This is a genomic window from Aeromonas sp. QDB62, assembly GCF_027705695.1.
GTDB classification, from domain to species: Bacteria; Pseudomonadota; Gammaproteobacteria; order Enterobacterales; family Aeromonadaceae; genus Aeromonas; species Aeromonas allosaccharophila.
In genome coordinates, this window is sequence record NZ_JAPDCD010000039.1 from 1 (window position 1) to 14,598 (window position 14,598).

General features: G+C 57.1%; 15 protein-coding genes and 1 pseudogene. All 16 read left to right on the top strand.

The window, feature by feature from the left end; genetic code table 11:
• Window positions 1-108: pseudogene (locus tag OKC27_RS17460) on the top strand (IS1595 family transposase); the annotation flags it as partial.
• Window positions 109-223: 115 nt separating this feature from the next.
• Window positions 224-1,285 (top strand): PilM family type IVa pilus assembly protein TapM, encoded by a 1,062-nt coding sequence (gene tapM, locus OKC27_RS17465; RefSeq protein ID WP_163129364.1) that lies wholly within the window; start codon window positions 224-226, stop codon window positions 1,283-1,285.
• Complete coding sequence (gene tapN, locus OKC27_RS17470) at window positions 1,273-1,851, top strand: PilN family type IV pilus biogenesis protein TapN (RefSeq protein WP_163129365.1); 579 nt, start codon at window positions 1,273-1,275, stop codon at window positions 1,849-1,851. The genes tapM and tapN overlap by 13 nt, the downstream gene beginning before the upstream one ends.
• Complete coding sequence (gene tapO, locus OKC27_RS17475) at window positions 1,848-2,447, top strand: PilO family type IV pilus biogenesis protein TapO (protein WP_182932780.1); 600 nt, start codon at window positions 1,848-1,850, stop codon at window positions 2,445-2,447. Before tapN ends, tapO begins: the two co-directional genes overlap by 4 nt.
• Complete coding sequence (locus tag OKC27_RS17480; RefSeq protein ID WP_163129367.1) at window positions 2,444-2,977, top strand: pilus assembly protein PilP; 534 nt, start codon at window positions 2,444-2,446, stop codon at window positions 2,975-2,977. Before tapO ends, OKC27_RS17480 begins: the two co-directional genes overlap by 4 nt.
• A gap of 16 nt (window positions 2,978-2,993) precedes the next feature.
• Window positions 2,994-5,219, top strand: a complete 2,226-nt coding sequence (locus OKC27_RS17485) for a type IV pilus secretin PilQ (RefSeq protein WP_270806524.1) — start codon at window positions 2,994-2,996, stop codon at window positions 5,217-5,219.
• A gap of 191 nt (window positions 5,220-5,410) precedes the next feature.
• Complete coding sequence (gene aroK / locus OKC27_RS17490; RefSeq protein ID WP_005335014.1) at window positions 5,411-5,929, top strand: shikimate kinase AroK; 519 nt, start codon at window positions 5,411-5,413, stop codon at window positions 5,927-5,929.
• A 14-nt stretch (window positions 5,930-5,943) separates the two neighbouring features.
• Window positions 5,944-7,026, top strand: a complete 1,083-nt coding sequence (gene aroB / locus OKC27_RS17495) for a 3-dehydroquinate synthase (protein WP_234604723.1) — start codon at window positions 5,944-5,946, stop codon at window positions 7,024-7,026.
• A complete protein-coding gene (locus OKC27_RS17500; RefSeq protein ID WP_234604729.1) occupies window positions 7,016-8,596 on the top strand; it encodes an SPOR domain-containing protein in 1,581 nt (526 codons plus the stop codon). Before aroB ends, OKC27_RS17500 begins: the two co-directional genes overlap by 11 nt.
• Window positions 8,597-8,666: 70 nt before the next feature.
• Entirely contained in the window at window positions 8,667-9,539 is an 873-nt protein-coding gene (locus tag OKC27_RS17505) for a Dam family site-specific DNA-(adenine-N6)-methyltransferase (protein WP_042658620.1), read from the top strand.
• 189 nt (window positions 9,540-9,728) lie between these two features.
• On the top strand, window positions 9,729-10,403 hold the full coding sequence (gene rpe, locus OKC27_RS17510) for a ribulose-phosphate 3-epimerase (protein ID WP_270806525.1): 675 nt from the start codon (window positions 9,729-9,731) through the stop codon (window positions 10,401-10,403).
• Window positions 10,390-11,058 carry a phosphoglycolate phosphatase gene (locus OKC27_RS17515; RefSeq protein ID WP_234604731.1) on the top strand — a complete coding sequence of 223 codons (669 nt, stop codon included), beginning with the start codon at window positions 10,390-10,392 and terminating at the stop codon, window positions 11,056-11,058. Before rpe ends, OKC27_RS17515 begins: the two co-directional genes overlap by 14 nt.
• A gap of 42 nt (window positions 11,059-11,100) precedes the next feature.
• Window positions 11,101-12,105 carry a tryptophan--tRNA ligase gene (gene trpS / locus OKC27_RS17520; protein WP_042063880.1) on the top strand — a complete coding sequence of 335 codons (1,005 nt, stop codon included), beginning with the start codon at window positions 11,101-11,103 and terminating at the stop codon, window positions 12,103-12,105.
• Between the two features lie 117 nt (window positions 12,106-12,222).
• The gene (locus OKC27_RS17525) at window positions 12,223-12,438 is read left to right on the top strand and encodes a hypothetical protein (protein ID WP_033137571.1); all 216 of its coding nucleotides are present in this window, start codon (window positions 12,223-12,225) and stop codon (window positions 12,436-12,438) included.
• A gap of 21 nt (window positions 12,439-12,459) precedes the next feature.
• Complete coding sequence (locus tag OKC27_RS17530) at window positions 12,460-13,041, top strand: aminodeoxychorismate synthase component II (RefSeq protein WP_234604733.1); 582 nt, start codon at window positions 12,460-12,462, stop codon at window positions 13,039-13,041.
• A gap of 276 nt (window positions 13,042-13,317) precedes the next feature.
• Window positions 13,318-14,535, top strand: coding sequence for an aspartate aminotransferase family protein (locus OKC27_RS17535; protein WP_058054274.1), 1,218 nt, complete (start codon window positions 13,318-13,320; stop codon window positions 14,533-14,535).
• Window positions 14,536-14,598 lie beyond the last annotated feature (63 nt).

The following is a 14,598-nucleotide window of genomic DNA, read 5'->3' on the forward strand; positions in this document are numbered from 1 at the left end:
AATCATCGTTTTGACCTCAATAGCATGTTGGTAGAATTGGGGCATGCAGTCGTGGCAAGCCCTCCGATGCCATATCGGCTCTTGAAGCTGGCTGAGGGTCATGGGTAATCAGGAAACTTTATGACATTGATAGTTAGAGCATTTAGGATGAGTAAAGCACTCCTCTGATTGGGTGTCCTACACTCAGTTCAGGAATAACACCAAATAACGCATGGATGTGTATATGTTTGGGCTATTTAATAAGGGTTCCCTCCTCCCTCTGGTGGGTATTGATTTCGGCAGCCAGACCATCAAGGCCGTTACCCTCAGTGGCCGTCCCGGCAAGCTGCATCTGGAGTCTGTTGCCGATATCCCTACCCCGAAAGGGACGCTGGTCGATTATCAATTACAGGATATCGAGCGCGTCAGCCAATCTCTCAAGACCCTCAAGCGCCTTATTCCAAGTCATAGTGACTATGCCGCTACCGCAGTGACCGGTTCCAACGTGATCACCAAGGTGATCCAGATTGATGCCCGCCTCAGCGACAAGGAGCTGGAGAATCAGGTACAGCTGGAGGCCGAGCAGATCATTCCCTTCCCCCTCGATGAAGTGAGCCTCGATTTTGAGGTGCTGGGCACCGGCAATAGCGAAGACCGTCAGGATGTTCTGCTGAGCGCCGCCCGTACCGAGAGCGTCAACGGTCGGGTAAGCGCCCTTGCCGAAGCAGGTATTGCCGTCAAGGTGGTGGATGTGGGCGCCCATGCGCTGGGGCGCGCTGTAGTGGCCTGTCTGCCCGAGCTGCAAGAGAGTGAACGGCCGATCGGGGTGATCGACATCGGTGCCAGCGCCATGACCTTTGCCGCGCTGGTCAAGGGGGAGGTGGTCTACTCCCGTTTGCAGAACTTCGGCGGCGATCAGTACAGTCAGGCGCTCTCCTCTTTTTACGGCATGACGCTGGATGAGGCTGAGCAGGCCAAAACCAAAGGTACCTTGCCTGTTGACCACGAGCTGGATGTGCTGATGCCTCACATCAACTCGCTGCTGCAGCAGGTGCGGCGCAATATTCAGCTCTTTTGCAGTTCGTCCGGTTATCGCGACATCGCAAAACTGGTGCTGACAGGAGGAGGCAGTCTGCTGCCGGGCTTGTTGGTACAGGTAAAAGAAGAGGTCAATTGCGAAGTGCTGCACCCGGATCTGTTTGCCTTGTTTGGCAAACCGAAAGGGGAGGGCGAGCTGGTACATGGCGCTAAATATATGACGGCATTCGGGTTGGCTCTGAGGAGTTTCACACCATGTCAAATATAAACCTTCTGCCCTGGCGTGAAGCTCGAGCCCAGCGCCAAAAGAAACAGTTCGGGGCCTTGCTGGGAATTTTTGTACTGGTCACGGTCGCGCTGGGATTTTTTGCCAACTGGCTGGTCGATCGCCAGATTACCGCCCAGCAGCAGCGCAACCAGCGACTGGTTCAGGAGATGACCATTCTGGATGCCCAACTTGGGGAGATCCGTCTGCTCAAGGAGCGTCGCAAGGAGCTGATCGATCGGATGCAGCTTATCGAACAATTACAGATGCGCCGTAATGTGCCCGTTCGCCTCTTCAACCAGCTGCCTTCACTGGTGCCCAACGGGGTGTACCTCAATACCCTCGCGATGCAGAACAATATTATTGATGTAAACGGCAAGACCGAAGCCTATGGCCGGGTGGCCAGCATGATGCGGCGGATTGATGGTTCCGGTTGGTTGGGCCAGTCAAAGATAAGCACTATTTTTGCAGCTGATGTTGCCCCTGTGTCATTGAGCCAGTTTTCCATGATGTTTTTGATTGCCAACAATGCTGCGGCTGCCGGGAATGTGGCCAAGGAGCAAAAATGAACCTTCAGCAACTCAACGAGCTGGATATCAATGACATAGCCAGCTGGCCAAAATGGGCAAAAGGGATCTTCATCCTTTTCTGCTGTGTGTTGACCGGTGGTGCCATCTATTACTACGTGATTGCCAATTCCCTGACCAATTTGACCCAAGAAGCGGCGAAGGAGACCGAGCTGAAAGCCCAGTTTGAAAGCAAGGCGATGCTGGCAGCCAACCTGGGGGCATACAAGGCGCAAATGGTCCAGCTTGAGCAACTGGTTGATACCCAGCTCAAGCAGTTGCCCAATACCCATGAAGTCGCCGGTCTGCTGGACGATATCAGCTTTATTGCAACCGACAACGGCCTGAAATTGAACCGGATAAACTGGGAACCCGAGCTCAAGCACGAGTTTTCGACCGAACTTCCGATGCGTATCGAAGTCGTGGGTACTTACCATGAAATTGGCAAGTTCACCGCTGATATGGCTGCCTTGCCCCGTATCGTCATCCTTGACTCCTTTACTTTGGGTCAGAGCAAGGATGCAGGAGATCTGATTTCGATGTCGATGCTGGCCAAGACCTACAAGTACAACGGTAAAACAGTGGAGTCGAAACAATGAGACGCATCTGCTGGTTGTTACCTGCCCTCTTGCTGGCGGCGTGTGGTGGCCAGGAGGACATGGATAGCTATGTCGCCGAGACCAAGGCAAGGCCTCCCGTACCTATCGAGCCCTTGCCCGAGCTGAAGCCTTTTGCCCCCATGCACTACCAGCAGCGGGAGTTGCGCAGCCCCTTTATGATTCCCCAGCCCGAGGCGGCGGTCGGAAGTACCAGCAGTGTCAAGGTTCAGCCGGATTGTGCTCAGACCTTGCTGGAACGGGAGAAAGAGGTGCTGGAAAATTATTCGCTGGCCAGTCTGTCGATGCATGGCTCTTTGGGAAAGGCGGGGCAGTTATGGGCCCTGATCAGTACCCCGGATGGCAAATCGATGCGGGTTGGTCTCAACCAGTATATGGGGCTTGATCAGGGGCGGGTCATCAAGATCACCGACACTGCAGTGGACTTGCTGGAAACCATTCCGGACGGGAAGGGGTGCTGGGTAACAAGAGAAACCCAGTTGGCGATGGCCAATGTGCAAGAAAAACAATAATCAGGGACGAACAGCAATGAGAACAACAATCGAGCGTGTAACCAAAGTGGCTTTGCTGTTTTGCGCCAGCGCCGTCAGTCAGGCGTGGGCAGTGGCAACCCTGCAGGAGATCAAGGTTAATCCTCTGCTTGCTGATCAACTGCTGGTGGAGCTCAGTTTCAGTGAGCCGGTCACCGGCTTTACTGATCGTCTCTCTTATCAACCCAATCAACTGCTGTTGCATGTTCCCGGTGCGGTGGGGGCGCTCAAGGTCAACCCGCTGCCTATCCAGCGCCAGGGAGTGGATAATATCAAGGTGGAAGGCAAGGGCGCCGGTCTGGATATCAAGATCGCGCTCGATCAGCTGGCTCCCTATCAGGTACAGCAACAGGGTAACAAATTGCTGGTGTCATTGGGTGAGGGGGCGTCCTCCGGGCTCATCAATGGTGAGAGCGCCCTGATTGCACCCGCTACCTCGGCTACCCCGGTGTCAGCACTCTCTGCGATGGTGGCTACCACCTCCCCCTCGGCGTTGCTCAATCCTCAGGTCGTTGCCCGGTCGATGCCTGTTGCGCCCGTGACAGCGCCTGTAGCAGCACAGCCAGCCAGCAAGCCGGTGCTCAACAACTATCAGAGTAGTGGGGGCGGCGCCTATTTCAATTCGGTTACCGGTGTGGATTTTCGTCGTGGCAAAGATGGTCAGGGGGAATTTCTGGTCACGCTGGATAACAGCTCGGCCGCCGTCGATGTGAGCAGTCGCGGCCAGACCGTTCTGGCCAAGTTCCATGGTACTCGGGTGCCGGATGGCTTGCTTAATCTGATCAATGTGCAGGATTTTGCAACGCCGGTCTCTCAGGTTGAAGTCTCCCGGCAGGGGAGCGATACCCTGTTTGAGTTGTCGATCAATGGTCAGTTTGATTACCGTTACGATCAGGCCGACAAGCTCTTCATTATCGAGGTGAAAAAGCGGACAACGGCCACGGCATCCAAGCAGTATCAGGGTAAACCCATCTCATTGAACTTCCAGGACATTCCTGTACGTACCGTGCTGCAGCTCATCGCTGACTTCAACAATCTCAACCTGGTGACCACAGATTCGGTGGCGGGCAATATTACGTTGCGTCTGGATGGGGTGCCATGGGAGCAGGCGCTCGACATCATTTTGAAGGTGCGTGGGCTGGACAAACGACTGGACAACAACATTCTGCTGGTGGCACCGGCCGAGGAAATTGCAGCCCGCGAGAAACAGCAGCTGGAGAGCCGCAATCAGGTTGCTGATTTGGCACAGCTCTATACCGAATATCTGCAGATCAACTATGCCAAGGCGTCGGAAGTAGCGGCCCTGCTCTCTTCAGAAAGTACCAAGTTGCTGTCACCCCGTGGTGCTGTGAGCGTGGATGAGCGCACCAACGTGTTGGTGGTCAAAGATACCGCCGATGTCATCAGCAGCATCAAGCGGATGCTCGATATCCTCGATATTCCGGTCAAGCAGGTGGTTATCGAGGCGCGGATGGTGACCATTGATGACGGTTTTGATGAAGCGCTCGGGGTGCGTTGGGGGGTGACCAAGAACGATGGCCATGGCAACAGTACATCCGGCTCTATCGAGGGTAATGACGGCTCTGGTAACAACAATGGTGGTTCAACAATCACCAAGCCGACAGTGGATGACCGGATGAACGTCAATCTGCCGGTGACCAATGCGGCCGGTACTTTGGCCTTCCAGGTTGCCCGTCTGGCCGATGGTACCCTGCTGGATCTCGAGTTGTCGGCGCTGGAAAAAGAGAGCAAGGCCGAGATTATCGCCAGTCCGCGGGTGACCACGGCGAACCAGAAACCGGCACTGATCGAGCAGGGTACCGAGATCCCCTATGTGGAGTCCTCTTCCAGCGGGGCCACCTCGGTCACCTTCAAGAAGGCGGTGTTGAGTCTGAAGGTTACCCCGCAGATCACGCCAGATAATCGGGTTATTCTCGATCTGACCGTGACCCAGGATACCAAGGGTGAAACGGTACCGACCGGTACTGGGGATGCGGTTTCCATCAACGCCCAGTCCATCACCACCCAGGTGTTGGTGAACAATGGCGAGACGCTGGTGCTCGGCGGTATCTATCAGCAGACCATCAAGAGCGATGTAACCAAGGTGCCGCTGCTTGGTGATATTCCCGGATTGGGGGCCTTGTTCCGCAAGACCACCAGCGAGAACAAAAAGCGGGAATTGCTGATTTTTGTGACGCCCAAGATTGTCACCGACGCCTTCTGAATGCTTTACATGTAAGGGTAAAACACATATAACCTTACGCCCCAATGAGGCTGGGGTGTAAGGGCTGCGGTTGCCAGTCCCGATATCTATTGAGATAATCCCCCTCCTGATCCATCGCAAGATAAGGTTCATAGGTACCCCGATCCAGTATTCATCGGGGTCGTGCAGTTTGTAATTACTAACGAAAAGACATGGCTGAGAAACGCAATATTTTCCTGATAGGTCCCATGGGTGCGGGCAAGAGCACCATAGGTAGACATCTGGCAGAACAACTGCATATGGAGTTTTTCGACTCAGATCATGAGATTGAGCGCCGCAGTGGTGCTGATATCGGCTGGGTGTTCGATGTTGAAGGCGAAGAAGGTTTCCGGATTCGCGAAGAGAAGGTGATCGGCGAATTGTCAGAGCAGCAGGGTATCGTGCTGGCGACGGGTGGCGGTGCCATCAAGAGTCGCGAAACCCGCAACAAGTTGTCTGCTCGTGGCATCGTGGTCTACCTCGAAACCACTATTGAAAAGCAGCTGGCGCGCACACAGCGAGACAAACGCCGCCCTCTGCTACAGACCGAAGAACCGGCACGCGAAGTGCTGGAACGTCTGGCACAAGAGCGCAATGCCCTGTATGAAGAGGTTGCCGACTTTGTTGTGCACACCGATGACCAGAGTGCAAAAATCGTTGCCAATCAAATTGTAAAGCTGATCGGTATGTAATCTAGAGGACGTCCATGGAACGGTTGAAGGTCGAACTGGGTGAACGCAGCTATCCCATCGAGATAGCTGCCGGGTTGTTGCAGCGCCCCGAGGCGCTGGTATCGACCATCAAGGGCAAGCGGGTGATGATCGTGACCAACACGGTCGTTGCTCCGCACTATCTTGAACGGGTAACGGCCCTGCTGTCGGGTTTTCAGGTTGAACACCTGATCCTGCCTGATGGCGAGGCATACAAGAACCTGGCGACCTTTGAGCAGATCATGTCTGCTCTGCTTGAAACCAACCATGGGCGCGATACGACACTGATCGCTCTGGGGGGCGGCGTGATCGGGGATCTGGTGGGCTTTGCGGCAGCAAGCTATCAACGTGGCATTCCTTTTATCCAGATCCCGACCACCCTGCTCTCCCAGGTTGACTCCTCTGTCGGCGGTAAAACCGCTGTCAACCACCCCCTCGGCAAGAACATGATTGGAGCTTTTTATCAGCCCAAACAGGTTGTTATCGATACCGAATGTCTGAGTACCTTGCCTGCCCGCGAATTTGCCGCAGGGATGGCCGAGGTGATCAAGTACGGCATCATTTGGGATGCTGATTTCTTCAGCTGGCTGGAGCAGAACATGGTGCGTCTGCAACAGCTGGAACCCGCCGCGTTGGCCCACGCCATCAAACGCTGCTGCGAGATCAAAGCCGACGTGGTCGGTCAGGATGAGACCGAGCACGGCGTCCGTGCGCTGCTCAATCTGGGCCACACCTTTGGTCATGCCATCGAGGCCGAGCAGGGTTATGGTAACTGGCTGCACGGTGAAGCGGTATCAGCTGGCACCATGCTGGCAGCCTGGACTGCGCAGGCCCGTGGCGAGATGAGCGAAGTGGACGTTGCGCGCGTGCGCGCCCTGCTGCTGGCCGCCAATTTGCCCATTCATGCTCCTGCCGAGATGGATTTCTCCGCCTTTATTCGCCATATGCGCCGTGACAAGAAGGTGCTGGAAGGCAAGCTGCGTCTGGTGTTGCCGGTTGGCATCGGCCATGCGCAGGTGGTGGGGGATGTGTCCGATGCTGAGTTGCTGGCGGTGATCGAGTCTGGTCGTGACAAATAAACTGCTAAAACTGCCTTCCCAGCGGCAGCTGGTTGACCGGCTGCTGCATCTGATTGAATTCAATCACCCTTTCGTTTTTCTCTCCGGTAAACCCGGTTGTGGTCGCGGTACCCTGTGCGAATCCCTGCTCGGCGTGTTGCCGGAAAAAGTGCGGGTGGTAAGCCTGATCGGCACGCCTGCCATGAAGATGGTGGATGTGCGCCAGCTGTTGCTGCCACAGGTGGTGGCTCGGCCGTTGTTCAATCCACAGGATGCATTGGCAGAGAGCTTCTTTCGTATGCTGGAGGGGAGCAAGCCTGCCACCCTGCTGCTGATGATCGAGCGGGCCGACCAGTTGCCGGCCGAGCTGCTGGGAGAGTTGTGGGCGATCATCCGTCATAACGATACCCTGGCGGCGCCCCATCAACTGGCCATTATCGTCTCGGGCAGTGACGTCTGGTGTCGTACCCAACGACCGCAGCTGAAAGGGCGCGCCATGCCAGCCCTGGAGCTGGAAGTGCCGCCCCTGAGCCCGCCCGAGCAGCGCATCTTCTTGTATGAGAAAGCCAAAGAGCTCAAGGTCCCGGCGACCCTCTTGCCCAAGCCGCAAGTGGAGGAGATCCTGAAAACGGCGAACGGACATCCGTCCACCATCATGCAGTTACTGGAGGATATCATGACCGACAGAAGGCCCAAGAAGCGTCAGGCGGAGTTGCCTGTCAAGAAGATTGCCACCGCTATCGCGCTGGTCGCTGGCGGCCTGCTGGCGATGAGCTACCTGCTGCCTGCGCTGTTTGACAATGAAAGCAAACCTGCGCTGCAGGATCCGGCGCAGAACACGGCATTGCCGATCCCGGTAGCGGGAGGCGATCCCCTCACCGCAGGCGGTTCGAATACCGATGCCGCTGCACAAGGCGCACAAGACAGCGATGCCGCCAGCAATCCCAACGGGGTGGTGAAGGATTGGCAGCCGGAAGCAAAAGTGCTGCCCAAATCGGTGGAGAGCGAAACAGTGACCACAGAATCCACCAATTACGAAGGGCGTCGGGTGGTGATCTCTGACGAGGTTGTGCAAAAGCTGATGACCGAACCCAAGGTGAGCGGCGCACTGCCTACTGACGTGGTGGACGAGCTGACCGGCAAGACCTCGAACGGCGCAACCCCCAGTGGCGCCGTCGCAACCACAGCGCCAGCCAGCACCAGCAAGGCACAGAGCCCGGTGACAACCGCAACGCCTGCGGCTACCACCAACACCGCCAGCAGCGAGCCGGTTGCCGCGCCTGCACCCAAGGTAGCCCTGACACCGGTCGCCACCTTGAACAAGAAGCCGCGCAACCATTACAGCGTTCAGCTGATGGGGGCGAGCAACACCAAGGCGGTGGATCAGTTTGTCGCCGAGCATGGTCTGGCGGGCAAGGTATGGGTCTATCAGACCAAGTTCCGTGGCAGCCCCTGGTACGTGGTGCTGCAAGGGGATTATGCCGGTCTGACCCAGGCCAAGAGTGCCATTCGCAAGCTCTCGCCCGCCTTGCTGAAAGGTCAGCCCTGGCCCAAGTCGTTTGCACAGGTACAAAAAGAGCTGAAGCAATAGCCTTGATACCGGATAAGGGGGTAGAATCGTCCCCCTTTTTGGGTCTTGCCTTCTTACACACCGGATTTCCATGAAAAAAACACGCGCTTTTTTAAAATGGGCCGGGGGAAAATACTCCCTGGTTGAAGAGATTGCCGAGCGCCTGCCGGCCGGGCGTGTGTTGCTGGAGCCCTTCGTCGGGGCCGGGTCTGTGTTTCTCAACACCGACTACGACGCGTATGTGCTCAACGATATCAACCCGGATCTTATCTGCCTGTACAACCATCTCAAGCTGACGCCTGACCGATTCATCGCCGAGGCGCGCAAGATGTTTGTGGCTGAACACAACCACAAAGCCGCCTATTACCGGCTGCGCACCCAGTTCAATCAGACCGAGACCACCTTCGAGCGGGCACTGCTGTTCCTGTTTCTCAACCGCCACGGTTTCAACGGGCTGTGCCGTTATAACAAGAAGGGCGGCTTCAACGTGCCGTTCGGTTCCTACAAGAAGCCCTATTTCCCGGAAAAAGAGCTGTGGGCCTTTGCCGAAAAGGCGCAGAAGGCGACCTTTATCTGCGAGAGCTACGCCGATGCCATCAAGCGGGCCGAAGAGGATTGGGTGATCTACTGTGATCCTCCCTATGCGCCGCTCTCCACGACCGCCAGCTTTACCAGCTATGCCTCCGGCGGGTTTACCCTGGATGATCAGGCGATCCTGGCGCGACTGGCCCGTCACACCGCAGCTCACAAAGGGGTGCCGGTGTTGATCAGCAACCACGATATCGAGCTGACTCGCGAGCTCTATCGCGGCGCCCGTCTCGACGAGATTTTGGTCAAGCGCACCATCAGCCGCAATGGCGGCACCCGCAACAAGGTGGCCGAGTTGCTGGCGCTCTATCCCCCCGGCATCGAGCCGGAGCAGGGCTACTACCCCAGCGACAGCGAACTGCTGCCACTGGCGTAACAGACAATGCGGCGCCCACGGGCGCCGTTTTTTATGGGCGAGTCAGCGCCCGTGCCGATGTCCCATAACCCGGGTGGCTGGGGGAGGGGAGGCGATTGCCCCATTTACCCCGCATTCGAGTCGTTTTCGCCCGCCTTTTACGTTAAAATTGCGCCGCTTTTTCTCCCTGGCTGCCAATGGATGATGCTGATGAAAGACTTTCTGATTGCCCCCTCGATCCTCTCTGCCGATTTTGCCCGTTTGGGTGACGATGTCGCCAAGGTACTGGCTGCCGGTGCCGACGTGGTTCACTTCGACGTGATGGACAACCACTATGTTCCCAACCTGACCATTGGCCCCATGGTCTGTCAGGCGCTGCGCGACTACGGTATCGAGGCCCCCATCGACGTGCACCTGATGGTCAAGCCGGTGGATCGCATCATTCCCGATTTTGCCAAGGCCGGTGCTTCACTCATCACCTTCCATCCGGAAGCGTCCGACCACGTTGACCGCTCTCTGGGCCTGATCAAGGAGATTGGCTGCCAGGCGGGTCTGGTGCTCAATCCGGCCACCTCGCTCTCCTGCCTCGAGTATGTGATGGACAAGCTGGACGTGATCCTGCTGATGTCGGTCAACCCGGGCTTCGGTGGCCAGAGCTTCATCCCCGGCACCCTCGACAAGCTGCGTCAGGTGCGTCGTCTGATCAACGAGAGCGGCCGCGATATCCGCCTCGAGATTGATGGTGGGGTCAAGGTCGACAACATCCGCGAGATCGCCGAAGCGGGCGCCGACATGTTTGTCGCCGGCTCGGCCATTTTCAGCCAGCCTGACTACAAGGCGGTGATCGACAAGATGCGTGCGGAGCTGGCTCATGTCACACGCTGAGCGCGCATTTGATTTGGTGCTGTTCGATCTGGACGGCACCCTGATCGACAGCGCCGCCCAGCTGGCGCTGGCGGTCAATCTGACGCTGACCGATCTGGGTCTGGCGCAGGCCGATGAAGCCGTGATCCGTACCTGGGTCGGCAACGGGGCCGACAAGCTGATCCAGCGGGCGCTTGCCTATCGCGAGGCTGACCCCGAGCTGTTTGCCAAGGCCCGCCCGATCTTTTTCCAGCACTACAACGCCTGCCTGCTGCAAGGGCTGGCGATGTATGACGGGGTGGCGCAGAGTCTGCGTCGCCTGCAAACTCTGGGCTACAAACAGGCGATCGTCACTAACAAGCCGAGTGACTTCGTGGCACCGATCCTCGATGCCCTTGGCATCAGCGATTGTTTCGCGCTCTGGCTCGGTGGCAACTGCGTGCCGGTCAAGAAGCCGAGCCCGGAGCCGCTGCTGCACGCCTGCCAGGAGTTGGGGGTGAGCCCGGCTCGCACCCTGATGGTGGGCGACTCCGAAAATGACGTGCTGGCGGCCAAGGCGGCTGGCATGAAGGTGGTGGGGCTCACCTACGGTTACAACTATGGCCGCCCCATCGCCGACTCCCAGCCTGACTGGGTGTTCGAACATTTTTCCCAGCTCGATGCGCTGCTGAGCTAATCGCACCGCGGGACTGGCTGAATAACAAGGATTAACACTCTCATGACCAAACCAATCGTATTGAGCGGGGCGCAACCCTCCGGCCAACTGACCATCGGCAACTACATGGGGGCCCTGCGTCAGTGGGTCAACATGCAGGATGAGTTCGACTGCCTCTACTGCATCGTCGACTTGCACGCCATCACCACCCGTCAGGATCCGGTTGCCCTGCGCAAGGCCTGCCTCGATGCGGCCGCCCTCTATCTGGCGGTCGGTATCGATCCCAAGAAGAGCACCGTCTTCATCCAGTCTCACGTGCCGCAGCACGCCGAGCTGGGCTGGATCCTCAACTGCTACACCCAGATGGGTGAGCTGTCGCGCATGACCCAGTTCAAGGACAAGTCCGCCCGTTTCGAGAACAACGTCAACGTTGGCCTGTTCGGGTATCCGGTGCTGATGGCCGCTGACATCCTGCTCTATCAGGCCAATCAGGTGCCGGTCGGCAACGACCAGAAGCAGCATCTGGAGCTGACCCGCGACATCTGCACTCGTTTCAACAACCTCTATGGTGAGGTGTTCACCCTGCCGGAGCCCTTCATTCCGACCGAAGGGGCGCGGGTGATGAGCCTGCAGGATCCGACCAAGAAGATGTCCAAGTCGGATGACAACGAGGCCAACTTCATCGGCTTGCTGGAAGATCCCAAGCAGATCGTCAAGAAGATCAAGCGTGCGGTGACCGACTCCGACGAGCCGGCAGTGGTGCGGTTCGATCCGGAGAACAAACCGGGTGTCTCCAACCTGCTGACCCTGATGTCCGGCGTGACCGGTCGCTCTATCCCCGAGCTGGAGCAACACTTCGAAGGCAAGATGTACGGTCACCTCAAGACCGAGACTGCCGAGGCGGTCGTCGCCTTGCTGGAACCCATCCAGGCGCGTTTCCATGAGTTGCGTCAGGATGAGGCCCATCTGATCGCGATTCTGGCCGAAGGGGCACAAAAGGCGCGCGAAAGAGCTGAAAAAACCCTGACCAGCGTATATGATGTAGTCGGCTTCGTTCCTCGAGCCTGACATACTGGGAAGGTGTAGTAGAAGAGAGCTGGGTATTTGCCTGGCTTTCTTTATTTTCTGACCGGCTATTTGTTTAATTTATTTATTTCAACGTGGGTAATATCCCCAAGAGAAAGCATGTCTGTTCAACCAACTATTTCTGCTGAAGAGCTGAGTGACAAAGGTCACTGGCTACGTAAATTTCGCAAGGCGAAAAACCTCAATACCCTGCAGTTGATGGTCTCCAATGCCATCGACAAGCACCATAAAACCCCTGCCGTTGCTGCTGCTATCTATCTGGCCGAGTGTCAGCGTGAACGGGAAATGGAACAGGGTCGTTATCTCGATCGTTAATTCTCCGCTGTTGGTTATCTCATGCTGTTGTTGATCGATAACTACGACTCTTTTACCTGGAACCTGGTGCAATATTTTGGCGCCCTGGGACAAGAGGTTGTGGTCAGGCGTAATGATGAACTGACGCTGGATACCATAGCGCAGCTATCTCCTCGTTATTTGGTTATATCCCCGGGACCTTGCACGCCCAATGAGGCGGGGATCTCCCTCGACGCCATTCGCCACTTCGCTGGCAAGTTGCCCATTCTCGGTGTCTGTCTCGGTCATCAGTCGCTGGCGCAAGCCTTCGGTGCCCACGTAGTGCGTGCCCGTCAGGTGATGCACGGCAAAACCTCGCTGATCCGCCATCGGGATGAGGGGGTGTTCAAGGGGCTCAACAACCCGCTGCGGGTGACCCGTTACCACTCGCTGGTGGTGGAGCGCGACACGCTGCCCGATTGCTTCGAGATCACCGCCTGGAGCGAGCATGCCGATGGCGCATTTGACGAGATCATGGGGCTGCGCCACAAGACACTTCCTGTCGAAGGGGTTCAGTTCCATCCGGAGAGTATTTTGAGCGAGCAGGGCCATCAGTTGCTAGCCAATTTTCTGGCGCGTACATAAAAAGTTGTGATCGCCTTCTCAAGTTCGAGAGAAGGCAAAAAAAATTTCCCTGACACTTTATTCACCCCCTCTCCTGCCCAAATTATCTCTTGCCAAGCCCCCCTGAGTCGTTATGCAATGCGGTTGCCTAAAATCTCAAGGTCAATCGAACATTGTTCCTCATAGGCTGTCTTGTTACAGACTTTTTACTTTATTTCTGTGATAATCCCGTCACGTTTACACGGATTTAACTTTTGGGCGGTGGATTATTCTGTCGCCGAATCGAAGGAGAGCTATATGTCAGAGTTGTTGGCAGTGACACGTGAAGTGTTTGATGAAGTGATGGTTCCCAACTATGCGCCCGCCAAGATCATCCCGGTGCGTGGTGAAGGGTCACGTGTCTGGGATCAGGAAGGGCGCGAGTACATCGACTTCGCCGGTGGCATCGCCGTCAACGGCCTGGGCCACTGTCATCCCAAGCTGGTCGAGGCGCTGAAAACCCAGGGCGAAAAGCTGTGGCACCTCTCCAACGTGATGACCAACGAGCCGGCTCTGCGTCTGGCCAAGAAACTGGTCGCCGCCACCTTCGCCGACAAGGTCTACTTCTGCAACTCCGGTGCCGAAGCGAACGAAGCCGCTCTCAAGCTGGCTCGCCGCTACGCCATCGAGAAGTTTGGCGAGCAGAAGACCCAGATCATTGCCTTCAATCAGGGCTTCCATGGTCGCACCTTCTTTACCGTCAGCGTCGGTGGCCAGGCTGCCTACTCCGATGGCTTCGGCCCCAAGCCCGGTGATATCACCCATGTGCCCTACAACGATCTGGCGGCACTGGCTGCGGTGATCTCCGACAACACTTGCGCCGTGGTGATGGAGCCGCTGCAAGGGGAGGGGGGCATCATTCGCCCTACCGACGAGTTTGCCAAAGGGGTGCGCGAGCTGTGCGACAAACACAATGCCCTGCTGGTGTATGACGAAGTGCAGTCAGGGGTCGGCCGTACCGGTGATCTCTACGCCTATATGGGGCTCGGCGTCACGCCGGATATCCTCACCAGCGCCAAGGCACTGGGGGGCGGTTTCCCCATCGGCGCCATGCTGACCACCGACGAGATCGCGGCTTACCTGAAAGTGGGCACTCACGGCTCTACCTACGGCGGCAACCCGCTGGCCTGTGCGGTCGCCGAAGCGGTGATCGACGTGATCAATACCCCCGAAGTGCTGAGCGGCATCAAGCAGCGCGAACAGCTGTTCCGCGATGGGCTTGAGGCGATCAACGCCAAATACCACTGCTTCAGCGAAGTGCGTGGCAAGGGGCTGCTGCTGGGCGCCGTGCTGAACGACGACTACAAGGGACGCTCGCGCGACTTCCTGCTGGCCTCTATCGATCAGGGGTTGATGGCACTGGTGGCCGGTACCAATGTGGTCCGTTTTGCGCCTTCACTGGTGATCCCGGAAGCGGACATCAAGGAAGGGTTGGCACGCTTCGAGAAGGCGGTTGCCCAGGTGGTTAACGCCTGATTCCAAATTGAGGTGGGGAGCTCTCCCGGCAGGAGCCGGGACCCCACCTGTCGTCAATGAAAG